Source organism: Curtobacterium luteum, from assembly GCF_014646995.1.
Lineage (GTDB): Bacteria > Actinomycetota > Actinomycetes > Actinomycetales > Microbacteriaceae > Curtobacterium > Curtobacterium luteum.
In genome coordinates this window covers 102,863-126,952 of the sequence record NZ_BMOI01000007.1, presented here as the reverse complement: position 1 = coordinate 126,952, position 24,090 = coordinate 102,863, and the positions used below count along the sequence as shown (strand labels likewise).

25 protein-coding genes and 1 tRNA gene are annotated in these 24,090 nt (G+C 71.2%); 12 read left to right on the top strand and 14 right to left on the bottom strand.

The window, feature by feature from the left end; all coding sequences use genetic code 11:
* Positions 1–53 precede the first annotated feature (53 nt).
* From glyA to IEY20_RS09660, 4 genes are all read left to right on the top strand, one after another.
* Positions 54–1,343 (top strand): serine hydroxymethyltransferase, encoded by a 1,290-nt coding sequence (glyA, locus tag IEY20_RS09675; RefSeq protein WP_022903413.1) that lies wholly within the window; start codon positions 54–56, stop codon positions 1,341–1,343.
* The gene (locus IEY20_RS09670; RefSeq protein WP_175327634.1) at positions 1,340–2,266 is read left to right on the top strand and encodes a tetrahydrofolate dehydrogenase/cyclohydrolase catalytic domain-containing protein; all 927 of its coding nucleotides are present in this window, start codon (positions 1,340–1,342) and stop codon (positions 2,264–2,266) included. The genes glyA and IEY20_RS09670 overlap by 4 nt, the downstream gene beginning before the upstream one ends.
* 151 nt (positions 2,267–2,417) lie before the next feature.
* Positions 2,418–2,870, top strand: coding sequence for a hypothetical protein (locus IEY20_RS09665; RefSeq protein ID WP_175327635.1), 453 nt, complete (start codon positions 2,418–2,420; stop codon positions 2,868–2,870).
* The gene (locus IEY20_RS09660; RefSeq protein WP_175327636.1) at positions 2,867–3,403 is read left to right on the top strand and encodes a hypothetical protein; all 537 of its coding nucleotides are present in this window, start codon (positions 2,867–2,869) and stop codon (positions 3,401–3,403) included. Before IEY20_RS09665 ends, IEY20_RS09660 begins: the two co-directional genes overlap by 4 nt.
* 52 nt (positions 3,404–3,455) lie before the next feature.
* Here IEY20_RS09660 and galK read toward each other — a convergent pair whose 3' ends face one another.
* Together galK and galT are read right to left on the bottom strand one after the other, a co-directional pair.
* Positions 3,456–4,592, bottom strand: a complete 1,137-nt coding sequence (galK, locus tag IEY20_RS09655; protein ID WP_175327637.1) for a galactokinase — start codon at positions 4,590–4,592, stop codon at positions 3,456–3,458.
* A complete protein-coding gene (gene galT / locus IEY20_RS09650; RefSeq protein WP_175327638.1) occupies positions 4,589–5,698 on the bottom strand; it encodes a galactose-1-phosphate uridylyltransferase in 1,110 nt (369 codons plus the stop codon). The genes galK and galT overlap by 4 nt, the downstream gene beginning before the upstream one ends.
* A 63-nt stretch (positions 5,699–5,761) precedes the next feature.
* On the opposite strand from galT, the gene IEY20_RS09645 reads away from it, so the two are divergent.
* Both IEY20_RS09645 and IEY20_RS09640 read left to right on the top strand, forming a co-directional pair.
* Positions 5,762–6,577 (top strand): DeoR/GlpR family DNA-binding transcription regulator, encoded by an 816-nt coding sequence (locus IEY20_RS09645; protein ID WP_022903419.1) that lies wholly within the window; start codon positions 5,762–5,764, stop codon positions 6,575–6,577.
* Positions 6,578–6,610: 33 nt separating this feature from the next.
* A complete protein-coding gene (locus tag IEY20_RS09640) occupies positions 6,611–7,543 on the top strand; it encodes an aldose 1-epimerase family protein (protein ID WP_175327639.1) in 933 nt (310 codons plus the stop codon).
* Positions 7,544–7,806: 263 nt separating this feature from the next.
* On the opposite strand, the gene IEY20_RS09635 is transcribed toward IEY20_RS09640, so the two are convergent.
* The 4 genes from IEY20_RS09635 to IEY20_RS09620 form a co-directional block, all read right to left on the bottom strand.
* Positions 7,807–8,124, bottom strand: coding sequence for a hypothetical protein (locus IEY20_RS09635; protein ID WP_175327640.1), 318 nt, complete (start codon positions 8,122–8,124; stop codon positions 7,807–7,809).
* A 174-nt stretch (positions 8,125–8,298) separates the two neighbouring features.
* Positions 8,299–9,111 carry an SGNH/GDSL hydrolase family protein gene (locus IEY20_RS09630; RefSeq protein WP_175327641.1) on the bottom strand — a complete coding sequence of 271 codons (813 nt, stop codon included), beginning with the start codon at positions 9,109–9,111 and terminating at the stop codon, positions 8,299–8,301.
* A 51-nt stretch (positions 9,112–9,162) separates the two neighbouring features.
* A tRNA-Lys gene (locus tag IEY20_RS09625) sits at positions 9,163–9,235 on the bottom strand.
* A gap of 56 nt (positions 9,236–9,291) precedes the next feature.
* Positions 9,292–9,453 (bottom strand): hypothetical protein, encoded by a 162-nt coding sequence (locus tag IEY20_RS09620; protein ID WP_022903423.1) that lies wholly within the window; start codon positions 9,451–9,453, stop codon positions 9,292–9,294.
* 126 nt (positions 9,454–9,579) lie between these two features.
* On the opposite strand from IEY20_RS09620, the gene IEY20_RS09615 reads away from it, so the two are divergent.
* From IEY20_RS09615 to IEY20_RS09605, 3 genes are all read left to right on the top strand, one after another.
* On the top strand, positions 9,580–10,209 hold the full coding sequence (locus tag IEY20_RS09615) for a DNA-directed RNA polymerase subunit beta (protein ID WP_175327642.1): 630 nt from the start codon (positions 9,580–9,582) through the stop codon (positions 10,207–10,209).
* A gap of 538 nt (positions 10,210–10,747) precedes the next feature.
* Positions 10,748–11,347 (top strand): ECF RNA polymerase sigma factor SigK, encoded by a 600-nt coding sequence (sigK, locus tag IEY20_RS09610; RefSeq protein WP_022903425.1) that lies wholly within the window; start codon positions 10,748–10,750, stop codon positions 11,345–11,347.
* Positions 11,344–12,207, top strand: coding sequence for an anti-sigma factor (locus IEY20_RS09605; RefSeq protein ID WP_022903426.1), 864 nt, complete (start codon positions 11,344–11,346; stop codon positions 12,205–12,207). Before sigK ends, IEY20_RS09605 begins: the two co-directional genes overlap by 4 nt.
* A gap of 297 nt (positions 12,208–12,504) precedes the next feature.
* On the opposite strand, the gene pstB is transcribed toward IEY20_RS09605, so the two are convergent.
* The 8 genes from pstB to IEY20_RS09565 form a co-directional block, all read right to left on the bottom strand.
* Positions 12,505–13,284, bottom strand: coding sequence for a phosphate ABC transporter ATP-binding protein PstB (gene pstB, locus IEY20_RS09600; RefSeq protein ID WP_022903428.1), 780 nt, complete (start codon positions 13,282–13,284; stop codon positions 12,505–12,507).
* A gap of 33 nt (positions 13,285–13,317) precedes the next feature.
* Positions 13,318–14,403: a phosphate ABC transporter permease PstA gene (gene pstA / locus IEY20_RS09595; protein WP_175327643.1), complete on the bottom strand. Its 1,086-nt coding sequence runs from the start codon at positions 14,401–14,403 to the stop codon at positions 13,318–13,320.
* Positions 14,404–14,416: 13 nt separating this feature from the next.
* The gene (pstC, locus tag IEY20_RS09590; RefSeq protein ID WP_022903430.1) at positions 14,417–15,364 is read right to left on the bottom strand and encodes a phosphate ABC transporter permease subunit PstC; all 948 of its coding nucleotides are present in this window, start codon (positions 15,362–15,364) and stop codon (positions 14,417–14,419) included.
* A 127-nt stretch (positions 15,365–15,491) separates the two neighbouring features.
* A complete protein-coding gene (locus IEY20_RS09585) occupies positions 15,492–16,604 on the bottom strand; it encodes a phosphate ABC transporter substrate-binding protein PstS (protein ID WP_022903431.1) in 1,113 nt (370 codons plus the stop codon).
* A gap of 312 nt (positions 16,605–16,916) precedes the next feature.
* Positions 16,917–17,864, bottom strand: coding sequence for an NUDIX hydrolase (locus IEY20_RS09580; protein WP_175327644.1), 948 nt, complete (start codon positions 17,862–17,864; stop codon positions 16,917–16,919).
* A complete protein-coding gene (locus IEY20_RS09575; protein ID WP_175327645.1) occupies positions 17,861–20,026 on the bottom strand; it encodes an RNA degradosome polyphosphate kinase in 2,166 nt (721 codons plus the stop codon). Before IEY20_RS09575 ends, IEY20_RS09580 begins: the two co-directional genes overlap by 4 nt.
* 89 nt (positions 20,027–20,115) lie before the next feature.
* On the bottom strand, positions 20,116–20,937 hold the full coding sequence (mshD, locus tag IEY20_RS09570; protein WP_175327646.1) for a mycothiol synthase: 822 nt from the start codon (positions 20,935–20,937) through the stop codon (positions 20,116–20,118).
* Positions 20,934–21,617 (bottom strand): response regulator transcription factor, encoded by a 684-nt coding sequence (locus IEY20_RS09565; RefSeq protein WP_022903435.1) that lies wholly within the window; start codon positions 21,615–21,617, stop codon positions 20,934–20,936. Before IEY20_RS09565 ends, mshD begins: the two co-directional genes overlap by 4 nt.
* Before the next feature lie 212 nt (positions 21,618–21,829).
* Between IEY20_RS09565 and IEY20_RS09560 the strand changes: the two genes are divergently transcribed.
* From IEY20_RS09560 to ygfZ, 3 genes are all read left to right on the top strand, one after another.
* Positions 21,830–22,111, top strand: coding sequence for a hypothetical protein (locus IEY20_RS09560; RefSeq protein ID WP_148286137.1), 282 nt, complete (start codon positions 21,830–21,832; stop codon positions 22,109–22,111).
* A gap of 136 nt (positions 22,112–22,247) precedes the next feature.
* Entirely contained in the window at positions 22,248–22,850 is a 603-nt protein-coding gene (locus IEY20_RS09555; RefSeq protein WP_022903438.1) for a heme-binding beta-barrel domain-containing protein, read from the top strand.
* Positions 22,850–23,920 carry a CAF17-like 4Fe-4S cluster assembly/insertion protein YgfZ gene (gene ygfZ / locus IEY20_RS09550; RefSeq protein ID WP_175327647.1) on the top strand — a complete coding sequence of 357 codons (1,071 nt, stop codon included), beginning with the start codon at positions 22,850–22,852 and terminating at the stop codon, positions 23,918–23,920. Before IEY20_RS09555 ends, ygfZ begins: the two co-directional genes overlap by 1 nt.
* Positions 23,921–24,090: the final 170 nt, after the last annotated feature.

The window sequence follows — 24,090 nt, the reverse complement described above, 5'->3', positions numbered from 1 at the left end:
ACCCGTCCACCTCGTCGTGCTCCCGCGCGACGGAACAGACAACGAGGAGTCCCGTGTCCATCACCGATCTGACGCCTGCGGCCGCGCAGTCCACGTTCAACGCCCCCCTCTCCGAGGTCGACCCCGAGATCGCAGCGGTGCTGCAGAACGAGCTCGGTCGTCAGCGCGACACCCTCGAGATGATCGCGTCGGAGAACTTCGTCCCGCGTGCCGTCCTCGAGTCGCAGGGTTCCGTCCTGACGAACAAGTACGCCGAGGGATACCCGGGCAAGCGCTACTACGGCGGCTGCGAGTTCGTCGACGTCGCCGAGCAGCTCGCCATCGACCGGGCGAAGGCCCTCTTCGGTGCCGCGTACGCGAACGTCCAGCCGCACTCCGGCGCCAGCGCGAACGCCGCGGTCCTGCACGCCATCGCCTCCGCGGGCGACACGATCCTCGGCCTGGAGCTCGCCCACGGCGGTCACCTGACCCACGGCATGAAGCTCAACTTCTCCGGCCGGATCTACAACGCCGTGTCGTACGGCGTCGACCCGGAGACCTTCGAGGTCGACTACGACGACATCCGCGCGAAGGCGATCGAGCACCAGCCGAAGGTCCTCATCGCCGGGTGGTCGGCCTACCCGCGCCAGCTCGACTTCGCGAAGTTCCGCGAGATCGCGGACGAGGTCGGCGCGACGCTCTGGGTGGACATGGCGCACTTCGCCGGCCTCGTCGCCGCCGGGCTGCACCCGTCGCCCCTGCCGCACGCACACGTCGTGTCCTCGACCGTGCACAAGACGCTCGCCGGCCCGCGCTCGGGCATCATCCTGTCCAACGAGGAGTCGCTCTTCAAGAAGCTGAACTCCGCGGTCTTCCCGGGGCAGCAGGGTGGCCCGCTCATGCACGTGATCGCCGCCAAGGCCACCGCGTTCCTCCTCGCCGGCCAGCCGGAGTTCAAGGACCGCCAGGAGCGTACGCTCCGCGGTGCGAAGGCCCTCGCGACGCGCCTCACCCAGGACGACGCCAAGGCTGCGGGGATCGACGTCCTCACCGGTGGCACCGACGTGCACCTGGTGCTCGTGGACCTCCGCGAGTCCGAGGTCGACGGCAAGCAGGCCGAGGACCTCCTGCACGAGGTCGGCATCACTGTGAACCGCAACTCGGTGCCCTTCGACCCGCGTCCGCCGATGGTCACCTCGGGTGTCCGCATCGGCACCTCGGCGCTCGCGACCCGCGGGTTCGGCGACGCCGAGTTCACCGAGGTCGCGGACATCATCGCGCTGACGCTCATGCCGAACCCCGACGTCGAGGCGCTCTCGGCGCGGGTGAAGGCCCTGACCGACGCGTTCCCGCTCTACGCGTGACGGCCGCACCGCTCCCTCGCGAGCGGTGGGCCGGCGAGGGCAGTGCCGTCCGCATCGACGGCACCGCCCTCGCCGCCCGCACGCTCGACGACCTCAAGCTCCGCATCGACCGCTTGCACGACCACGGGTTCCGGCCCGGCCTCGGCACGATCATGGTCGGGCAGAACCCGGGCTCGGTGTCGTACGTCGCCGGCAAGCACAAGGACTCGGCGCAGATCGGGCTGGACTCGGTCCGCATCGACCTGCCCGAGACCGCCTCGGCAGCCGACATCCGCGCCGCGATCCTGCAGATGAACGACGACCCCCGGGTGACGGCGTTCATCGTGCAGCTCCCGCTGCCGCAGGGCATCGACCCGATCCCGATGCTCGAGCTCATGAACCCGGCGAAGGACGCCGACGGCCTGCACCCGACGAACCTCGGTGAGCTCGTGCTCGCCGTCCCCGGTGGTGCCGGCACGATCGACGCGCCCCTGCCGTGCACCCCGCGCGGCATCGTCGCGATGCTCGAGGCGTACGACGTCCCGATCCGGGGGCAGCACGTCACGATCATCGGGCAGGGCCTGACGGTCGGGCGCCCGCTCGGTCTGCTCCTCACCCGCCTCGAGGCGACCGCGACCCTGACACACTCGCTGACCGAGGACGTCGCCGCCGAGTGCCGACGGGCGGACATCATCGTGGCCGCCGCCGGGGTCGCCGGGCTCGTGCAGCCGGACTGGGTCAAGCCCGGTGCGGCGGTCATCGACGTGGGCATCAGCCGCATCGTCGACGAGGCCACCGGGAAGGCGAAGCTCCGCGGCGACGTCGACCCCGCCGTGGCCTCGGTCGCCGGGTTCCTGTCGCCGACGCCGGGTGGCGTCGGGCCGATGACCCGCGCGATGCTCATGAAGAACGTCGTCGAGGCGGCGGAGCGCCACCTGCGGTGACGCGTGGGCGGGCCGTGGTAGGGGCGCACCGAGTGCGGCCTGGAGGCTCGGCTCGCCCCCGCCCCACCCGCCCGGCCGTGTGTGGCCGGGTCCCGGGCCGCCCCTCGGACGGGCGCTTCTGCCGCGCCCGGCACTGCGCTACCGTTCGTGCATGACCACGGCTGTCACGGAGCCTCCGGCGCAGGAGTCGCTGTTCACGAAGGACGCCCGCAAGCTCGTCTGGATCACGCTGCTGTGCCTGTTCCTGCAGGTCCCGGGCCAGACCTGGTCCGCCGATCCACAGCTGCCCGGGAGCATCGACACCCACCAACTCGGCTTCGTGCAGATCGAGGCGAGGCCGTGGATCGGGTGGGCGCTGGTCACCACCGGGTTCGCGGTCGCCGGGTTCGTCGTCGGCGTCGCTCGTCGTGGTGCCGCACGGTGGGACCAAGACCGCGTGCTCGCCCTCGGTCTGGCCGGGGTCGTCGGGGTGACTGCCCTGGTGTGGGTGCTCTTCATCGTGCAGTGGCAGTGGGTGTTCTGGGCCGTCGCCCACGGTGACCTCCACCCGTTCACGATCGGTGACATCTCGTCGTCGGTGCACCGGTTGGAAGGTGCGCCGTGAGCCTCGACCCCGGCACTCCGGGCCCGCACCGGGCGGACCGCGTGCAGACGGCACCGGTGATGGCGCACGCGGGACGGAAGCTGCGGCCGCGCGCATGGGGCCTCGCGCTGATCGGTGTCGTCGCGCTCCTGTCCTCCCCGACGCTCACGGTGTGGTCGGCCTCGGCCGAGTACGGCGGGGCGGACAGTGACGGCCACTGGATCGACGGCGCGGGCAACCCGCTGTCGAGCGCCCCGCCGACCGTGCAGGTCGAGGCCCACACTGCGCCGGCCGCTCTCGCCGTCCTGCTGCTCGTGGTCGTCGTCGGGGTGTTCCTGCCGCCGACGCTCGAACGCTTCGGGAAGCGGTCGCTCGGCGACGTCGTCCGGTACGCCGCGTACCTGGCCGTCCCGGTGGTCGTCGTGGTCGGCGTGCTGATCTACAGCGTGTGGCAGGGGCACGTCGTGATGGACCAGATCGACCACGAGGTCTTGCGCCCGCACGGCTTCCCGTGGGGCGGTGTGACGGTCACCACGGGCCACGCGACCCGCTGATCGGTGCGGCGCCCGGTGGTCTCCGCGCGCCGCGCCGAAGCGCCGGCGCGCGTCAGTCGCGCCGGGCGCCCTGCGCGGCGTGCACGGTGAAGACGGTCGGCTCGCGGTACCCGGCCGCGGCGAAGGCGGACGTGACGGCGTCCGCGATCGCGCCACGGGCCTCCCGGTCGACCAGCGCGATCGCCGCTCCACCGAACCCGCCACCCGTCATCCGCGCGCCGACGGCGCCGTGCTCCACGGCGGTCGCGACCGCGAGGTCGAGCTCCGGCACGGAGATCTCGAAGTCGTCGCGCATGGACTCGTGCGACGCCACGAGCAGCGATCCGATCGCGCGCGGGCCGTCCTCGCGGAGGGTGCGCACCGTGTCGAGGACGCGCTGGTCCTCCGTGACGATGTGCCGGACGCGGCGGAAGGTCTCGTCGTCGAGCCGCTCCTCGGCGCGGGGGAGGTCCTCGACGCTCACGTCGCGGAGGGCCTCGACCCCGAGGATGCGCGCCCCGCGCTCGCACGACTCGCGGCGGGCCTTGTAGCCGCCGGTCGCGTGGGCGTGCTCCACCCGGGTGTCGATGACGAGGACCTCGAGGCCGTTCGCCTCGAGCGCCAGGTCGACCACGGCGGTGTCGAGCGTGCGGCAGTCGAGGAACACGACCGCGTCCTGCTCACCGAGCAGCGACGCGGACTGGTCCATGATCCCGGTCGGGGCACCGACCGCGTGGTTCTCGGAGTACTGACCCACTCGGGCGAGCGTCTTGCGGTCGAGCCCGAGCTCCCAGAGGTCGTTGAACGCCAGGGCGACGCCGCACTCGATCGCCGCGCTCGACGACAGGCCGGCGCCGACAGGGACGTCCGACTCGATGAACACGTCGAACCCGCGCTTGTCCGACAGGTCCGCTCCGGCCTGCTCACGCAGTGCCCAGGCGATGCCGAGAACGTACGCCGACCAGCCGTGCATCCGCGACGGGTCGAGTTCGTCGAGGGTCAGCTCGACGACCGACGACGGGTCGAACGCGGACGCGACGCGCAGCACCCGGTCGTCCCGCTGCCCGATCGAGGCGACGGTCCGCCGGTCGATCGCGAAGGGCAGTACGTACCCGTCGTTGTAGTCGGTGTGCTCGCCGATGAGGTTGACCCGACCCGGCGCGGAGTACCGCACCGTCGGCTCGTACCCGTAGACCTGCTGGAACGTCATGCGCGTTCGATCCCTCCTCGGATGAACTCGGCCGCCTTCTCGGGCACGAGGTCCCCGATCCAGGCACCCATGGCGGCCTCACTGCCGGCCAGGAACTTGAGCTTGTCCGCCGCGCGGCGCGGGGACGTGATCTGCAGCATGAGCCGCACGGTGTCACGGGCGGTGTGCGCCGGCGCCTGGTGCCAGGCGGCGATGTACGGCGTCGGGTCCCCGTAGAGCTGGTCCATCCCGCGGGTGAGCCGGAGGTGCATGTGTGCCAGCTCGTCCTTCTCGGCGTCGGTGAGCCCGGCGAAGTCCGGCACGTGCCGGTGCGGCAGCATGTGGACCTCGATCGGCCAGCGTGCGGCGAACGGCACGAACGCGGTGAAGTGCTCGCCGGCGAGGACGACACGGTCGGACGCCCGCTCGTTCGCGAGGTGCTGCTCGAAGAGGTCCGGGCCGAAGCGCTCGATCGAGGCCAGGAGTCGCTGCGTGCGGGGGGTGACGTACGGGTAGGCGTAGATCTGGCCGTGCGGGTGGTGCAGAGTGACACCGATCGCTTCGCCGCGGTTCTCGAACGGGAAGACCTGCTGGATGCCGGGCAGCTCGGAGAGTGCGGCGGTGCGGTCCGCCCAGGCCTCCACGACCGTGCGGGCGCGGGACTCGGAGATCGACGCGAAGGAGCCCTCGGTCGCGGGGGAGAAGCAGACGACCTCGCACCGGCCGACGCTGCGGAACTGCCGGTTGAGCCCGACCTCGGTCAGGGCGTCGAGCGACGGTGGGGCGTCCTCGGCTCCGTCGGGTCCGCCGAGCATCGGGCCGAACGACGGCGAGCGGTTCTCGAACACCGCGACGTCGTACTGGCTCGGGATCTCCGACGGGTTCGCCGCGGTCTGCGGCGCGAGGGGGTCCTGGTCGGCCGGCGGCAGGAACACCCGGTTCTGCCGGCTCGCCGCGATCGACACCCACTCGCCCGTGAGGACGTCCTGCCGCATGCGGGCGGTTTCCGGCCGGGGATCGAGCACACGCTGGTCGATGCTGCGCTCCACGGGCAGTGTCGAGTCGGCGTCGTCGAAGTAGAAGAGGTCGCGGCCGTCCGCGAGCTTCGTCGCGCGCTTGGTGATCACCGGAGGATCCTACCGCGATCCGAAGTGTTGCGAAAGCAGACGGAAGCGGACGAAACTGGGGGCGTGAGCGACGACGACCTCTTCCTCGACGGCGCGCTCCCGGCACCCCTCCGCCAGGACCGCATCGTCGCCATCGTCGAGGGAGCACCCGGGCTCGTCCGGACGGCCGCCCTGGCGGCGGCGCTGGGGACGAGCGAGGTGACGGTCCGGCAGGACCTCGCCGCCCTCGACCTGGAGGCCCGGATCCGGCGGGTGCACGGCGGTGCGGTCCGTCTCGTGGCCGGGTCCGGCGAACGGCCTCTCGAGGAGACGGCCGTGGAGCACCAGGTCGCGAAGGCGGCGATCGGTCGCGCCGCCGCTGCCCTCGTGCGCTCGGGGGAGTGCGTCGTGCTCGACGTCGGCACCACGCCCGCAGCCGTCGCGTCCGCCCTCGTCGCGCGCACCGACCTGGTCGACGTGACCGTCGTCACGAACTCCCTGACCACCGCGCTCGCGCTGGAGCCCGCCGTCCCACGCTTCACGGTCATCGTCACCGGCGGCACGCTCCGGCCGCTCCAGCACTCGCTCGTCGCGCCGTTCAACAACACCGTCGTGCCGATGATCGCCGCCGACGTCGTGTTCCTCGGCGGGACCGGCCTCGACGTGGACCACGGTCTGACGAACGTGAACCTGCCCGAGACGGAGACGAAGCGGATGCTCGCGGCGACGGCACGGCGTACGGTCGTGGTCGCGGACGGGTCGAAGTTCGGCCGTGCCCACCTCGGGGTCGTCCGTGCGCTCGAGGACATCGACGTCGTCGTCACCGCCGAGGCCTCGGCGGACCTGGTGGACGCCGTGCGCGCCGCCGGGGTCGAGGTCGTCGTGGCCGACGAGCGCTGAACCACCGCGTTGCCCAGGAAGGACCAGCCCGCCATGACCGCAGCCCCCACCGGAGGCCAGTACCACCTCCGCCACGCCGGACCGGACGGCGTCGTCGAGGCCGTCGTGACCGAGGTCGCGGCCGGCATCCGGGAACTCCGGGTCGCCGGCTTCGACCTCACCGAGCCGTTCGACGTCGACCAGGCACCGCCCGGAGCGGACGGCATCGTGCTCGTGCCGTGGCCGAACCGGGTCGCCGGCGGCACGTGGGAGCTCGACGGCGTCACGCAGCAGCTCGACGTCTCGGAGCCGAAGTACGGCAACGCCTCGCACGGGCTGCTCCGCTTCGCCCCGTACCGCACGGTGTCGCAGACCGAGTCGTCGATCGAGCAGGAGGCGACGGTCCACCCGCAGCACGGCTGGCCGTTCACCCTGGAGACCCGCGTGCACCACGAGCTCGTCGACGACGGCATCCGCGTCACCCACACGATCACGAACCGCTCCGGTGTCCGAGCGCCGTTCGCCGTGGGAGCGCACCCGTACCTGCGCGCGGGCGACACCCCCGCCGAGGACCTCGTCGTGACCCTCGACGCCGCCACGGCCTTCTCGACGAACGAGCAGAAGGTGCCCGACGGTTCCTTCGACGTCACCGGCACGGACTCCGACCTGCGCGGGGGGCGCCGGGCGGGCGATTCCGACCTCGACACCGCCTACACGGACATCGCGGCCGACCAGGACGGCGTCCGGCGGACGACACTCCACGGACCCGAGGGCGACGGCGTCGAGCTCTGGCAGGACGAGTCGTTCCCGTACGTGCAGGTCTTCACGTCCCGGACGTTCCCCCGCGGCGACGGCACCGGGCTGGCCGTGGCGGTCGAACCGATGACGGCGCCGGCGAACGCGCTCAACTCCGGGGAGGGGCTGCGCTGGCTCGAGCCCGACGAGACCTGGACCGGTACCTGGGGCATCCGGCGCGTCTGGTCCTGAGGGTTCCGCGCGCTGCCGCGGGCCCCGAGTCGCGCGCTCGCGCTCGCGCTGCCGAGTCTCGCGCTCGCGCTGCCGAGTCTCGCGCTCGCGCTGCCGAGTCTCGCGCTCAGCGACCGTTCTCGTGGTCGGCGGTCCGAGATCGGTCGCTGAGGCCGAGTCTCGGGCACGCAGCTGCCCGAGCGCGCGGCCGCACACGACGAAGGCCGCCCCGGTTCGGGGCGGCCTTCGGCGTACCGCGTGCGGTACCAAGAGCGGCGCTGGCGTCAGGCGCGGCGCATGCGGAGCGCCTCGACCGCGAGGGACTCGGTGCGGTAACGCCCGACCTCCTGCGCCCAGGCCGGGTCGTCGCCACGGAGCGCGATGTACTCCGAGCGCTGCCGACACACGTAGCCGAGCACGGTGGTGGTGTTGGCGACCTCGAGGAAGTCCTCGCGGATGTGCCGCGTCGACACCTTCGCGTTGCGGCGGAGCGTGTCGAGCAGCAGCTCGTCGCTCATGGTCGTCTTGGTTGCTGCTGCGAGCTCGACGATGCGGCGCGCGCCGTCGGCGCTGGTGTGCGTGGCTTCGATGGGCTCGATCACGGTGTACCCCGTTCGTTCTTCGATGGTGCTGTGGTGCCGGACCCGTTGCTCGGATCCGGGAACGACACTATCGGCGTCAACCCAACAGACCGCTGAACGCACACTGGGCTGTGCCGTGGAACGGACAAGAGGTGCCTGTGGACGACTTGTACCCCGGACCGAGCGTCCTGGACGTCAGGCGCAGTGCTCGTCGCCGCTCGGCGCCGAAGCCAGGTCGTCGAGTGCCGCGCTGACACGGTCCGCGAGGTACTGGTACCCGGCGTCGTCGAGGTGCCCGCCGTCGTCCGACACGTAGCGGCGGCTGTTCGACGGGGTGAACCAGCCGTCCGACAGTGCGTCGATGTACGGCACGTCGACGGCCTCGGCTCCGGCGGCCACGGAAGCCGAGATCCCGCTGTTCGCCGTGGATCGCGGGTACGGCGCTGAGGGCCCGAGTGCGATCACGGTCGCGTTCGGCCACTGCTGCTGCACCTTCCGGAGCGTGCGCTCGACCGTGGCCTGCAGGGTCGCCGCGTCCACGAGCCAGTCGTTCTGGCTGCCCTGGACGATCACGAGGTCCGGCGTCGTCCGTCGTGCCATCCGCTCGATGCGGGCCTCGTAGGAGTAGTACGACGTGCTCGGCCGACCGGTGTCGACGTACCCGGTGCCGGGGTAGGCGTCGATCGTCGCGTCCCAGTGCCGATCCGCCACGAGGTCCTGCGCCCAGCCGTGTCGACCGCTCGACGAGCCGACGCCCGTCGAGTACGAGTCGCCGATGACGAGCACGTCCGACCCGGTGGCGATGGCCGAGGCAGTGCGCACCGCCGACTCGCTGCGCGGCGAGACGGTCGGTTGGCAGGCGCTCGAGACGCTCGGCAGCGGCACGAGGAGTCCGGCGACACCGACCGCCATCGCGCCGAGGCCCACGAGGGGCAGCCGGGAGCGGCGGGGACGCTGGACGGCGGGGTGGTCCGTCCCCGCTCGCGCTCGTCTGTTCCGCCACGACACGACCGACATCCTAGGGAAACCGGTCCGGGCGCATCCTGTGGGGCGAAGCGGTGGGCCCCGTGGGGCTCGAACCCACGACCCTCGGATTAAAAGTCCGGTGCTCTACCAACTGAGCTAGAGGCCCGCACCCGCAAGGCTAGCGGGTACGGGCCTCCACACGGGCACCGGGGACCGGGCTCGTCAGCTCCGACGGCCGGTCAGCGTCCGCAGCAGCCAGAGGACGAGTGCGATGACGGCGAGCACGATGCCCACGTAGAGCAGGAACTTGAGGCTGGCGGCGAAGCCACCGACGAACAGCAGGATGACCGCGATCACGGCCAGGATGATGAGCAGGGCGTTCATGGGGGTCCTCTCCGTGACGTCCGGGAGTGGTCCCTCCCTGCCGGAGCACCGTACCCGCGGAGCGCTCGTTGCGTTCTGGGCGAACGGGGGACGTGGGGCGTCGGTGGCCGCGCCTACACTGTCGCGGTGCCTCGCGATCACCACCGTCCCGTCCACTTCACCGATGCCGAGTTCGCCGCGATCCAGGGCGGCGAGGACCCTGCGGTGGTGAACCGCGTCGCGCACGAGACGGCGAACGCCCTGCTCCACCGCGTGCGGCAGGACCCGGACCCCGCGGTGGTGGAGCGACTCGTGACCTACACGGACGTGCACGGCATCGATGCGATCGCGGAGCTCTGGGCGCGGGTCGGGGCGCACACGCTGCCCGGGGCGCTCTGGCGCATCTACCTCGTCCGCACGGTCATCCGGCAGGCCCCGGACGAGATCGCGTACTTCTTCCAGCGCGGCACCGAGCGCATCGGCACCATCGACCAAGCGGTCGCGGGCGCCGAGCAGCCGACCGGTCCGGCGGAGATCCTCACCCTCGCGGACCGGATCCTGCACGGCCTCTACACGGGTGACCTCGCCGTGGCGCTGGACCGCGGCGCGGCGTTCTGCCGGCTGACCGCGGCGGGAGCCACGGCGGTCGCGGACGAGGCCGACCTCACGGCGTCCGCGCGTGCGACCGAGCTCACGACGCGGGCGTTCCGCCTCACCGAACTCGCGGCGGACCTGACGGAGGCTGCGGCGCTCTGGCGCCGCGACAGCCTCGACTGATCCCGCGCGCGCCGCGTCCGGACAGCACCCGCCACCGGACGGGAGGCACGGTGCGACCCCTCCCCGCGCCTCCAGGCCGTCCCGCCCATCGACGGAACGGCGCCGACGGAACGCCACCGACAGCACGCCACCGACGACGGAACAGCACCGGCCGACCGACCGGCAGACACAGAAGAACCGGGCCGCAGAAGCGCCTCTCGGCGCGAGGCCGCTCGAAGCGGCGAAATTTGGAGCCCGGGGCTTGCTGCGGCCCGGCGACGTCCACTCTACGGAACGACCCTGGACACGTCGAATCCGCTCTCGCACGTCGGACACCGCACCGATCCAGGACCCGTCCAATCCGCCCGGTCGAGGGCACCGAATCATCATCGTGGCCAGACCCTGTCCCGGTCACAGCGAGGGGTCCCACGCGGCCCGGTCCGGCGTCAGTCGGTCAATTCCCTGCGGACCACGTGGCCCCCTCGCCCACACACCCGAACAGCTGCACGATGCCTGAGCACATGCAGCGCCCCGTGCACCGAGAGGGGGGAAACCTGCAATGCTTGCCATCGTGGAACGCGACACGAAGCGCTGGGGCTCTGCCGAGCCGGCGCCGCCGTCGCCCGATGAACTCCTCACCAGGGTTGCGAACGGCGACCAGGCGGCTTTCTCCGACCTGTACGACGAACTCTCCGGGCGTGTGCTCGGCCTCGTGACCCGGCTCCTGCGGGACCGTGCCCAGTCCGAGGAGGTCACGCAGGAGGTCTTCCTGGAGGTCTGGCAGCAGGCCACCCGGTTCGACCGCAGCCGTGGGACCGCCGCGAGCTGGGTCCTCACGATGGCGCACCGCCGCGCGGTCGACCGGGTGCGGGCCTCGCAGGCCTCGCATGACCGTGACACCCGGATCGGCATCCGTGACTTCGAGTCCGGCTTCGATCAGGTGACCGAATCGGTCGAGATCCGCATCGAGCACGAGCGGGTGAGCCGGGCACTGGCGAAGCTCACCGAGTTCCAGCGCCAGGCGGTGCAGCTCGCGTACTACGGAGGCTTCTCGCACAGCGAGATGGCCGAACAACTCGGTGTCCCGATCGGCACCGTCAAGACCCGTCTCCGCGACGGGATGATCCGACTCCGAGACGAGATGGGGGTGACCTCATGACCGACCGACACGACGACCCGTCCTCCCTGACCGGTTCGTACGCGCTCGATGCGCTCTCCGACGAGGAGCGCACCCAGGTCGAGGACGCGCTCGCGTTCTCGTCCGACCTCCGGGCCGAGGCCGACTCGCTGCGCGAGACCGCGCTGCAGCTGGCGTACTCGACCGACCCGATCGAGCCGCCGGCGTCGCTCAAGGCATCGCTGATGGCGCAGATCCAGACCACGCCGCAGGTCGCGGCTCCCGCTGCGTCCTTCGCGGACACTCCCGCGCTCGACGACGGCCTGGAGGCACGATCCGCTTCCGCCCCGTCACCCACGTCCTCCGTGGTGCCGGGTCCGGCGGAGTCCGCGGCTCGCCGTCGTTGGTTCCAGCGCCCGGCAGCGGCCATGTCCGCGGCAGCCGCCGTGGCGGTGGTCTTCCTCGGCGTCGGGCTCAGCGTCGGTGGTGTCCTGAACCCCGGTTCTGAGCCCGGCCCGGGTGCTGGTTCGTCGCAGAGCTCGAGCGTCCTCGACGGCATCTACGCGGCGTCGGACTTCCAGCGCAGCAGCACGCCGGTCGAAGGCGGGGGCACCGCCACCGTCGTCTGGTCGAAGGACATCGGCAAGTCGGCCGTGATCCTCGACGGGGTCCAGGCCGCGCCGAAGGGCAAGACCTACGAGCTCTGGTACATCGCGTCGAAGGCGTCCGGTGGTGCGATCAAACCCGCTGGCCTCATGGAGCAGTCCTCCGACGGCGTCCACTCGGCTGTGCTGACCGGCGACCTGCAGGACGGTGTGACCGTGGGCATCACGGTCGAGCCGGCCGGTGGTTCCGAGCAGCCGACGACCACGCCGATCGCCGCGGTCCCGCTCGACGCGTAGCGCCGGGCGGGCCCTGGCCCCAGGCGGTCGGTCCCGGGAGATCGCTGGCCCCAGGCGGTCGCATCGTTCGCTGCCGCTGTCTCACGTCGCCGCCGCTGTCGTCCGACAGCGGCGGCGTCGTTGTTGGGCGCGTGCAACCTGCCGCGTCCGCACGGAGCGACCGGCCCGTTGTCGTCCGACAGCGGCGGCGTCGCACGAGCACGACCGTCGAAGCTCCTCGGCGCACCCTACGATGCCGACGGCCCCACCGGACCGTGGTCCGACGGGGCCGAGCGTGCGTGACGCTGCGTCAGCCGATCACCCGAAGCGGCCGGAGACGTAGTCCTCGGTGGCCTGCACGGACGGGTTCGAGAAGATCGTCGCGGTGTCGTCGTACTCGATGAGCTTGCCGGGGTGACCGGTGCCGGCGATGTTGAAGAACGCCGTCTTGTCGGAGACGCGCGAGGCCTGCTGCATGTTGTGGGTCACGATGACGATCGTGTACTCCTTCTTCAGCTCCTCGATGAGGTCCTCGATGGCGAGGGTCGAGATCGGGTCGAGTGCCGAGCACGGCTCGTCCATGAGGAGCACGTCGGGCTGCACCGCGATCGCGCGGGCGATGCACAGACGCTGCTGCTGACCGCCGGAGAGGCCCATGCCGGGCTTGTCGAGGCGGTCCTTGACCTCGTTCCAGAGGTTCGCGCCTTGCAGGGAGCGCTCGACGATGTCGTCGGCCTCGGACTTCGAGATGCGCTTGTTGTTGAGCTTCACGCCCGCGAGCACGTTGTCCTTGATCGACATCGTGGGGAACGGGTTCGGCCGCTGGAACACCATGCCGACCTGACGTCGCACGAGCACCGGGTCGACGCCCGCGCCGTAGAGGTCGTCGCCGTCGACCTTGACCGAGCCCTCGACCCAGGCGCCGGGGATGACCTCGTGCATGCGGTTCAGGGTGCGGAGGAACGTGGACTTGCCGCAGCCGGACGGACCGATGAACGCGGTGACGGTGCGGGGTTCGATGGTGATGTCGACACCCTCGACCGCCTTGAACTTCGAGTAGTAGACGTTGAGGCCGTCGACCTCGATGCGCTTGGACACGTGGATTCCTTCGGGGTGGTGGTCGGTGCCGCGCTAGCGGGGGAGCTTGGGGGCGAAGAGGCGGGTGATGAAGCGCGCGAGCAGGTTGAGCGCCATCACGATGAGGATGAGGAGCAGCGCGGCCGTCCACGCCCGGTCCACGAACGGGACCGGGTTGGCACCCTGCTGCGAGTACTGCGTGTACGCGAACACGGGCAGCGTCATCATCGGGTCTTTGAAGAGGTCGTAGTTCATCGATGCGGTGAACCCGGCCGTGACGAGCAGCGGCGCGGTCTCGCCGATGACCCGGGCGATCGACAGCATGACACCGGTGGTGATGCCCGCGAGGGACGTGGGCAGCACGACCTTCACGATGGTCAGCCACTTCGGCACACCCAGAGCGTACGAGGCTTCGCGGAGCTCCATCGGGACGATCTTCAGCACCTCTTCGGTGGAGCGCACGACGATCGGGATCATCAGCACGCTCAGGGCGATCGAGCCGACGAGGCCGAAGCGGGCGCCGGGGCCGAGGAAGAGGGCGAAGAGCGAGTAGGCGAACAGACCCGCGACGATCGAGGGGATGCCCGTCATGACGTCGACGAAGAACGTGATGCCCTTCGCGAGCGCGCCCTTGCCGTACTCGACGAGGTAGATCGAGGTGAGCAGGCCGATCGGCACCGAGATGAGGGCCGCGAACAGCGTGATCTCGAGCGTGCCGACGAGCGCGTGCACGGCGCCGCCGCCCTCCGAGATGACGCCGCGCATCGAGTACGAGAAGAACTCCGCGTCGAAACGCGCGAGGCCGTCGGCGAGGACCGTCCAGAGCAGGGAGACCAGCGGCAGCACCGCGATCACGAACGCCGTGACGACGAGCGAGGTGACGAGGCGGTCGACCGCCTTGCGGCCACCTTCGACGATCCGCGAGACGACCACGATGAGGACGTCGAACAGGACCGTGCCGAGGAACAGCGCGGCGACGACGTTGAAGTCCTTCACGGCACCGCCGGCGTTGAGCAGCGCGAAGACGGCGATCAGCGCGACCCACGAGCCGATGAGGAGCAGCCACGGCACCGACTTGTGGAGCTTGCCGTTGGCGTAGGCGTTGCCGGCCATGCCGGACTGACGGAGGGCGAGGGACATCGGGCCGTACCTCTCAGCTCACTCGCTTGCGGACGATGTACCGCGCGAGCATGTTGATGACCAGGGTGATGACGAAGAGGACCAGGCCCGACGCGACGAGGGCGTTCAGGGCGGTGCCGGAGGCCTCGGCGAACTGCAGGGCGATGTTCGCGGCGATGGTCGAGGGGTTGAGCGACGTGAGCACTTGGAGGGTCACGTTCGTCGACACCGACAGCACGAGGGCAACGGCCATCGTCTCGCCGAGCGCACGACCCAGGCCGAGCATGATCGCGGACACGATGCCGGACTTCGCGAACGGCAGGACGGACAGGCGGATCATCTCCCACCGGGTCGCGCCGAGGGCCAGGGCGGCCTCCTCGTTCAGGGTCGGCGCCTGCAGGAAGATCTCGCGCATGACGGCGGTCATGATCGGGATCGCCATCACGGCGAGCACGATCGACGCCGTGAGGATGGTGCGGCCGGTGCCGGTCACCTGTCCGGAGAAGAGCGGGAACCAACCGAAGTACGTGTTGAGGAAGACGTAGAACGGCTTCACGAACGGCGCGAGGACGACGATGCCCCACAGGCCGTAGACGACCGACGGCACCGCTGCCAGCAGGTCGACGACGTAGCCGAGCACCGGGGCGAGCCGCCGCGGTGCGTAGTGCGAGATGAAGAGCGCGATGCCGAGCGCCAGCGGGACGGAGATCACGAGCGCGATGAGCGCGGACCACACCGTGCCGAAGACGAGCGGGCCGACGTAGTCCCAGAAGTTGGCGGAACCGTTCGGCAGCGTGCCGGCCTTGGCGACGAGCGCCGGGATGCTCTGCCAGACGAGGAACGCGGCGACGAGCACGAGGACGACGAGGATGAGGCCGCCGGAGATGACCGAGGCGGCGGAGAACACCCGGTCGCCGATGCGGACGACGGCCTTGGGCTTCGGGATGACGGTGGCCCCTTCGCGGGCCGGTGCGGTCGTCATGGGACTCCTGTCGGAGGATCGCCCGGGAACGGGAGAGCGGGGGAGGTGGGGAGGTGGTGCCGTGACGGGCGAGTGCCCGGACGCCGGTCGAGATGGGTGGGACCGGCGTCCGGGCGCTCAGCGGGCGTTACTTGATGGAGGCGACGGCCTTCGCGGCCTTCTCCGAGAGGTCGCTCGAGAGGGCGGCCGACTTGGCCTCCTTCGCGGCGGCGTCCTGCGCGTCCTTCGACACGACGTAGTCGAGGTAGCCCTTCACGAGCTCACCCGTCGCCGAGTCCTTGTACTCCTGGCACGCGATGGCGTAGGAGACGAGCACCAGCGGCCACGCGTTGTCGGCGGTGTCGGTGCGGTTGATGTCGATCGCGAGGTCGTTGTCCGCGCGGCCCGAGACCGTCTCGGAGTCCGCGACGACGGTGGCGGCACCCTCGGCCGAGATCGTGGTGGCCTTGTCGCCGACCATGAGCTTCGCCTTGTCGAGCGAGCCCGCGCCCGAGTCGTCGATGTAGGTGATGGCGTTCGAGGCGCTGGCCATCGAGGAGGCGACACCCGAGGTCTTCGCGGCGGCGTCACCGACCTGGTACGGGAAGGTCTGGCTCGGCTCCTTGCCCCAGACGTCCTTCGCGTTCGCGTCGAGGTACTCGGAGAAGTTCTCGGTCGTGCCCGAGTCGTCCGAGCGGTGCACGACGGTGATGTTCGCGTCGGGGAGCGAGGCGTCCTTGTTCAGGTCCTTGATCTCCGAGTCGTTCCACTTGGTGATCTTGCCGGAGAAGATGCCCGCGATGGTCTTCGCGTCGAGCGTGAGGTCCTTGACGCCGTCGACCTTGTAGGCGATCGCGATCGGGGAGATGTAGACCGGGATGTCGATGGCCTTGGAGTCCGCGGCGCACTTGGCGAACGAGCCCGAGAGCTCGTCGTCCGAGAGGGCGGCGTCGGAGCCGGCGAAGTCGGCGGCACCCGAGATGAAGTTCTTGCGGCCGGCGCCCGAGCCGTCGGGCGAGTAGTTGACCGTGACGCCGGAAGCGACGTTCTGGAACCCGGCGGTCCACGTGGCCTGCGCGGTCTGCTGCGCGGACGAGCCCGAGCCGGTCAGGGTGCCGGAGAGCTTCGAGTAGTCCGTGCCCGAGCTCGACGAGCCGGAGGCGTTGTCGCCCGCGCCGCCCTCGTTCGAGGCGCAGGAGGACAGCGCGACGGCGCCGACGATCGCGATCGCCGCGACCGTGCCGATTCGCTTGATGTTCACAGGGGTCCCTTCGGGAATGTCAGTGCAGGTGGGACCGCTGCGGGTCCCGCGGGCCGGTGCTGACCCGGGAGCGACTGTAGGGACGAGAGGTGACCCGGGAGGTGCCCGGGGGTGAACGGGAGGTGAACGAGGGCTTGCCCCGCTCGCGGCGCGTGGACGCGCAGGCCGGTGCGGGTGCAGGATCGGGCCACTGCGCCCGCGCGCGGCGCATGCGTTCGCATGCTCGGCGGTGTCGGCCGGGAGGCACGGATCACCGCCGCCGCGAGGCCTCCGGCGACGGGCCGGTCGGCCTGGGAAGGCGTTGTCCGAGGCCTACGAGGCGATGGTGTTCCGGTGCGTCTCGACGGCGACGAGCTTGCCGCCGGCGATGTGCATCACGGCGAAGTCGCCGACGGAGAGCATCGCTGCCCGACGGAGGTCGAAGTGTCGGCTGCCGTCGGCCGTCGCGCCGGCGATGCGGGCGATGATGTCGGGCAGGACGGGCCCGTGCGAGCACAGGACGGTCGACTTCGCCTTGTCGACCCGACGCAGCACGACGCCCTTGACGTTGGCGGCGCCGCGGTCGTGGGCGTCCTGGCTGATGTCCGGGGTCGACGAGACGCCGACCTTCGTCCGTGCGGAGAGGGGCTCGACGGTCGCGAGGCACCGCGCCGCCGTGCTCGAGACGATCTTCTTCGGGCCGAACGCCGCGACCGGTGCGACGACCGCCCGGGCCTGCGAGCGGCCGACCGGCAGCAGTGGCCGGGTGGCGTCCGGTCCGTCCCAGTCCGAGCCGGGGACGGTCTTCGCGTGCCGGAGTGCGATGAGGGCGAAGGTCTTGTGCTCGCCGGCGGCGGCGCGGTCGGCGAACCGGTCGAGGACCTCGACGTCGCGCTCGTAGGTCAGCCGGCCGCGGGCGTCGTCGATCGACACCCACTCGACCGCGGCGACCTCGTCGTTCGGCCGGAACGTCCCGGCGCGTTCGAACTCCTTGTTCGACACCCGGGCGGACCAGTAGTGCACGACCTTGTCGCGGCCGTTCGGCAGGACGTACTCGGCGGTGCCGAGCGGCGCCCCGAGGTGGACCCGGTAGCCGGTCTCCTCGTCGATCTCGCGGACCGCGGTCGTCGGGACGCTCTCGCCCGGGTCGACCTTGCCCTTCGGGAAGGAGACGTCGTGGTGGTGCCCGCGGTGGATGAGCAGCACGAGCGGCCGCCCGTCCTGCTCACGCCAGACGACGGCTCCGGCTGCGACGACGGGACCCGCGGGACCGCCGCTCACCGAGTGGAGCGCTTCCGGGCCGAGATCTTGCGCATGAGGACATTCTGCACGTCCGCGAGGGGGCGCCCGTCCGCATCGGTCGAGTGGCGTGTCCACTCGCCGTCGGACTCCAGGTGCCACGAGCTCGTCGTGTCGGCCATCGCGAGGTCGAACATGTCCTGGACCTCGGCCACGTGGGCGGGGTCGGACAGGCGCACGAGGGCCTCGACGCGCCGGTCGAGGTTGCGGTGCATCATGTCCGCGGAGCCGATGAACACGACCGGGTCGCCGTCGTTGTGGAACGCGAACGCCCGCGAGTGCTCGAGGTACCGGCCGACGACGCTCCGGACCCGGATGGTCTCCGAGACGCCTTCCATCCCCGGCTTGAGCGAGCAGATGCCGCGCACCCAGACGTCGACGGGCACGCCGGCCTGGCTGGCGAGGTACAGCGCGTCGATGATCTGCTCGTCGACCATCGAGTTGACCTTGATCCGGATGCCCGAGGGCTTGCCCGCGCGGGCGTTGTCGGCCTCGGCCTGGATGCGCTTGATCAGTCCCTTGCGCAGGTGCAGCGGGGCGACGAGCAGCCGCTTGAACTTCTTCTCGATGGCGTAGCCGGACAGCTCGTTGAAGAGGCGGGTCAGGTCCTTGCCCACGGTGTCGTCGGCGGTGAACAGGCCCATGTCCTCGTAGATGCGCGAGGTCTTGGGGTTGTAGTTGCCGGTGCCGATGTGGCTGTAGTGCCGGAGCGTCCCGCCTTCCTGACGGATGACGAGGACGAGCTTCGAGTGCGTCTTCAGCCCGACGAGGCCGTAGACGACGTGCACGCCGGCCTTCTCGAGCTTGCGCGCCCAGCCGATGTTGTTCTGCTCGTCGAAGCGCGCCTTGATCTCGACGAGGGCGAGCACCTGCTTGCCTGCGGCGGCGGCGTCGATGAGGGCCTCGACGATGGGGCTGTCGCCCGAGGTGCGGTAGAGCGTCTGCTTGATCGCGAGGACGTTCGGGTCGGCAGCCGCCTGTTCGAGGAACGCCTGCACGCTCGTCGCGAAGGACTCGTACGGGTGGTGCACGAGGACGTCCGACCGGCCGATCGCCCGGAACAGGTCCGGCTTCGTGTTCGGCTCGCCCGGCTGGAACTGCACGGGCGTGGTCGGCACGTGCTTGGGGTAGTGCAGGTCCGGTCGGCTGATCTTCGCGATCTCGAACAGGCCGCCGAGGTCGAGCGGCGACGGGAGGCGGTAGACCTCTTGCTCCGTGATGTCGAGCTCGCGGACGAGCAGGTCGAGCGTCACCGGGTCCATGTCCTCGGTGATCTCGAGGCGGATGGGCGGTCCGAACCGACGGCGGAGGAGCTCGCGCTCGAGGGCCTGGATGAGGTTCTCGGCCTCGTCCTCCTCGATCTCGACGTCCTCGTTTCGGGTCACGCGGAACACGTGGTGCTCGAGCACCTCCATCCCGGGGAAGAGGTCGTCGAGGTGGTTCGCGATGAGGTCCTCGAGCGGGATGTACCGCTGCCGCCCGGAGCCGTCGTCGGGCAGGGCGATGAACCGCGAGAAGTTCTGCGGGACCTTGAGGCGCGCGAACTCCTGCCGCTGCGACTTCGGGTTCCGCACCCGCACGGCCAGGTTGAGCGACAGCCCCGAGATGTAGGGGAACGGGTGTGCCGGGTCGACCGCGAGCGGCATGAGCACCGGGAAGATCTGCTCGTTGAAGTACTCGCGCATGCGCAGCCGGTCGGCTTCGTCGAGGTCGGACCAGTGCTCGATGTGGATGCCCGCGGCGTCGAGGTCGGGCTTCAGCGAGTCGATGAACGCCGCTGCGTGGCGGTCCTGCAGCTCGTGGGCCTTCTGGGCGATGTCGCGGAGGACGTCGCTCGGGGCGCGCCCGACGTTCGTCGGCACGGCGATGCCGGTGTCGATGCGGCGCTTGAGCCCGGCGACGCGGACCATGAAGAACTCGTCGAGGTTGGACGCGAAGATGGCGAGGAAGTTCGCCCGCTCCAGCAGCGGCTGCATGCGGTCCTCACCGAGCTCGAGCACCCGCTGGTTGAACCGGAGCCAGCTGAGCTCGCGGTCGAAGTAGCGGTCCGAGGGCAGCGACTCGTGTTCCACCTCGACGACCTCGTCGAAGTCGTCGAGGTCCGGTGCGACGGATTCGCCGTCGAGCTGCGGTTCGGTGTCCATGCCCACATCCTGCCACCCGCGGCCTCCGCGACGAGGGCCGTTCGTGACGGCTGTGGAAACGCGGCGTGAACGGACCCGCTGTGCAGGGGTCAGGCGGCCGCGTACTGGACGTCGATCGCGTGCTGCGTGAACCCGGACCGCCGGTAGAGCGCCAGCGCGGGCTCGTTGTCGCCCTCGACGTACAGCGCGGCGGCGGTGAGGCCGCGCCCGACCAGTCGCCCCCACCCGGCGCGCATGAGCACCCCGCCGAGTCCCTGTCCTTGCAGGTCGGGCCGGACGGCCACGGCGTAGAACTCGCCCGTGCCGTCCTCGACCTTGAGCCAGCAGGACCCGGCGAGCCGGCCGGTCGCATCCCGCACGAGCAGGAGGTCGTCCCCGGAGAACCAGGGGTCGGCCTCGCGGGCACGGAGGTCGTCGAGCGTCATCCGGCCCTGCTCGGGGTGGTGCGCGAAGGCGGCGGCGTTGAGTTCGAGCCAGGCGGCCTCGTCCTCCGGGTCACCGGCCCGGAACGCCGCGAGCGAGGAGCCGTCCGGCAGCGCCACGTCCGGCGCGACCGACGGCACCGGCGCCCGGAGCTGGAGCAGCGTGCGGACGGCACGCCAGCCGAACCGCGCCGCGAGCGCCCGTGCAGCCGGGTGGTCCCCGTGCGCCCACGCGAGCCGCGGAGCACGCGACGACGCGCCGGGCGCCCCGTCGCCCAGGGCGAGCGCCTGCGTGACGAGGGCGGTCCCGAGGCCGCGCCCACGGGCCTCCAGGGCGACCGCCACCTCGAGTTCCCCGTCGCGCACGACGGCGACCCCGTGCTCGTCGCCGAGCACCGTCGCGCGCCCGGCTCGGACGTCCACCAGCGTCTGGTCGGAGAACGGCCGTGGCTCGCCCGCGACCGTGAACGCGTCGAGCGCGATCGTCACTGTCCGGCCAGTCGCTCGGCCTCGTCCTCGTAGACGTTGAAGCGGTAGCCGACGTTCCGGACCGTGCCGATGAGCGACTCGAGGTCACCGAGCTTGGCGCGGAGCCGTCGCACGTGCACGTCGACCGTGCGCGTGCCGCCGAAGTAGTCGTAGCCCCAGACCTCGCTGAGCAGCTGCTCGCGGGTGAACACGCGCGAGGGATGCGTCGCGAAGAAGCGGAGGAGCTCGAACTCCTTGAAGGTGAGGTCGAGCGGCCGTCCGCGGACCTTCGCCGAGTAGCTGGCCTCGTCGATGACGACGCCGGACGCCTGGATCTTGGTGCTGGCCGGCTGCTTCGCCGCACGTCCGGCGGCGAGCCGGATGCGGGCGTCGACCTCGGCCGGACCGGCCGACTCGAGCACGACGTCGTCCACGTTCCACTCGCTGTTCACCGCGGTCAGGCCGCCCTCGGTGACGACGAGGACGATCGGCGTCGGCGACCCGCTGGTGACGAGGATCTTGCACAGGGCCTTGGCGCCGACGAGGTCGACCCGGGCGTCGACGAAGACCAGGTCGCTCTGCGGCGCGTTCACGAGCTGCGCCGCCTCGGCGGGGACGTGGCGGATCCGGTGGCTCAGGAGACCGAGGCTCGGCAGGACGTCGCCGGGCGCGGCCGAGGTGAGTACCAGGAGCTGGGCCACAGGACCTCCAGAGCGTGGGGGACGACGTGGACACATCCTAGTGATGCTCGGGAAGCGGCCCGCCGTCCGGGCGGACGGTGCGCCCGCGGATGCGGACGCGGCCGCGGACGCTGGCGCGGTACCCAGCGGGCGCGGGCGGCCCGGCCCGCGACCGGGCCCGCCCCACCGCCGCCCCGCCCGGCGCCCGGACACCCTCTGTCATGATGGGGCGCGTGACCGAGCCCGTGCCGCCCGCCGACCAGCGTCGCCTCAAGCTGACGTCCGTGCTCCCCGTGTGGCTGCTCGCGGTCGTCGGCGCCGTCCTCGTGATCACGCTCGCGCAGAAGGACTCGTTCGCCTGGCTCCTCCTCGTCTTCGTGCTCTGCGTGCTCGTCAGCTTCGTGCTGCAGCTCATCACGGCGACGAAGGACGGCCTGGTCGAACGGATCAGCATCGCCTCGTCCGGCGCGTTCGTCGTCGTGCTCGTCACCGCCGTGGTGCTCCTGGCGCGTTGAGCCGCGCCGCGTAGACTCGGGGCATGGATTCGCTGCTTGCGCTCGAGCTCTTCTACGTGGGCCTCCTCGGCTTGGCGTCGCTCGCGATCGCGTTCATCTCGGTGACCGTCGTCGTGAAGCTGTTCAAGGGTCAGCGTTGATCGAACTGCCGGAGGGCCTCGCACCCGAACTCGTGCCGCTGTCCTGGCTCGTCGGCGTCTGGGAGGGCACCGGCGTCGTCGAGTACCCCGTCGGCGACGAGGACGAGCCCCGGAAGTACGACTTCGGCCAGCGCGTGAGCTTCAGCCACGACGGCCTGCCCTACCTCAACTACTCGTCCACGACGTGGCTGCTCGACGACGAGCACACCCCGCTCGCGGCCGAGATGGGCTACTGGCGGCTCGACCGGCCGCACGAGCCCGGCGACCGCGGCCCGGCGATGCTCCTGGGCGACGGGCCGACCCCGTTCAGCACGACCCAGAGCGTCGAGACCCTGCGCAACGCGACCGACGGCTTCGACGTCGAGGCGGCGATCGTGCACCCGACGGGCGTGAACGAGCTCTACGTCGGACGGGTGGCGAAGGGTCGGATCGACCTCGCGACCGACACCGTCGTGCGCTCGCCGAACGCGAAGGAGTACTCCGCGGCGACGCGGCTGTACGGCCTCGTCGAGGGCAAGCTGTTCTGGGCGTGGGACATCGCGGCGCTCGGACGGGAGCTGACCTCGCACGCCTCGGGGCAGCTCGCGAAGGTCGACTGATGCCGACGCCGTTCGCGTCGCGGCCGGGCTTCGTGGCCGCCGACACGGGTGTGGCCGCGCACTACGGCAACCCGCTCGCCGAGCAGCGACTCCTCGATCGGGGTCGCGCGGTCGTCGAACTCGGGCTCGGCGTCGTGACCGTCACCGGCCCCGACCGGCTCTCGTGGCTCAACTCGATCACCTCGCAGCTCCTGCTCGGTCTCGTGCCCGGGGTCTCCAGGGAGACGCTCGTCCTGGACGCCTCCGGCCGGGTCGAGCACGCCGCCCGCGTCGTCGACGACGGCACGGCCACCTGGTTGCTCACCGAGCCCGCCGACGCCGCGCCGCTCGCCGCGTGGCTCGACACGATGCGGTTCATGCTGCGCGTCGAGGTCGCCGACCGCTCCGCCGACTTCGTCACCCTCGGTCGGTTCGACGGTGCCGTCGGCCCCGCCGACGCGGCGGTCGAGTGGGTCGACCCGTGGTCGGAGGTCGCGCCCGGCGGTTGGGGCTACGCCGCCCTGGAGGCCCACCCCGCGTCCGACTGGACCCTCCGGATCGCGGTGGTCGAGCCCGGCACCGCGGCCGCGATCGCTGCGTCCGACGTGGCCGCCGCGGGCCTCCTCGCGTACGAAGCCCTGCGGATCGCCGCCTGGCGTCCGTCGCTCTCCGACGTCGACGAGCGCACGATCCCGCACGAGCTCGACTGGCTCCGGTCCGCCGTGCACCTGTCGAAGGGCTGCTACCGCGGTCAGGAGACGGTCGCGAAGGTCCACAACCTAGGGCACCCGCCGCGTCGTGCGGTGCTGCTCCACCTCGACGGGTCGGACGCGGTGCTGCCGGTGCCGGGGACGCCGGTGCTGCTCGGGGAGAACGAGGTCGGCCGTCTCGCCGCCTCGGCCGTGCACCACGAGCTCGGGCCGATCGGGCTCGCGGTCGTGAAGCGGTCCCTCGACCCGGACGCGACGCTGACCCTGCACGCGGACGACGTGGTCGTGACCGCGGCGCAGCAGGTCATCGTGCCGCCGGGTGCCGGGGCGACGGCGAACGTGCCGCGGCTGCCACGGCTCGGCGCGGTCCGCCGCTCGTAGCGCGCCGACGCCCGCGGTGGCTCGCGCGCTCGGCCGCTGAGCCGCTCGGCCGCTCGGTGCGGGGTTTCCCACACGGTGCGGCGTTGCAACCTCGCACCGTGTGGACAACGTCGCACCGTGCGACGTCGCACCGTGCGACGTCCCACCGTGCGACGTCCCCACCGTGCGAC

What these genes read in the sequence shown, in the direction of transcription:
- IEY20_RS09640 (WP_175327639.1), top strand. Translation starts at nt 6,611, where the DNA reads ATGACCGCAGCCCCCACCGGAGGCCAGTACCACCTCCGCCACGCCGGA.
- galK (WP_175327637.1), bottom strand. Translation starts at nt 4,592, where the DNA reads ATGACGTTCCAGCAGGTCTACGGGTACGAGCCGACGGTGCGGTACTCC.
- ygfZ (WP_175327647.1), top strand. Translation starts at nt 22,850, where the DNA reads ATGCCGACGCCGTTCGCGTCGCGGCCGGGCTTCGTGGCCGCCGACACG.
- IEY20_RS09605 (WP_022903426.1), top strand. Translation starts at nt 11,344, where the DNA reads ATGACCGACCGACACGACGACCCGTCCTCCCTGACCGGTTCGTACGCG.
- sigK (WP_022903425.1), top strand. Translation starts at nt 10,748, where the DNA reads ATGCTTGCCATCGTGGAACGCGACACGAAGCGCTGGGGCTCTGCCGAG.
- IEY20_RS09575 (WP_175327645.1), bottom strand. Translation starts at nt 20,026, where the DNA reads ATGGACACCGAACCGCAGCTCGACGGCGAATCCGTCGCACCGGACCTC.
- pstC (WP_022903430.1), bottom strand. Translation starts at nt 15,364, where the DNA reads ATGACGACCGCACCGGCCCGCGAAGGGGCCACCGTCATCCCGAAGCCC.
- IEY20_RS09665 (WP_175327635.1), top strand. Translation starts at nt 2,418, where the DNA reads ATGACCACGGCTGTCACGGAGCCTCCGGCGCAGGAGTCGCTGTTCACG.
- IEY20_RS09620 (WP_022903423.1), bottom strand. Translation starts at nt 9,453, where the DNA reads ATGAACGCCCTGCTCATCATCCTGGCCGTGATCGCGGTCATCCTGCTG.
- pstA (WP_175327643.1), bottom strand. Translation starts at nt 14,403, where the DNA reads ATGTCCCTCGCCCTCCGTCAGTCCGGCATGGCCGGCAACGCCTACGCC.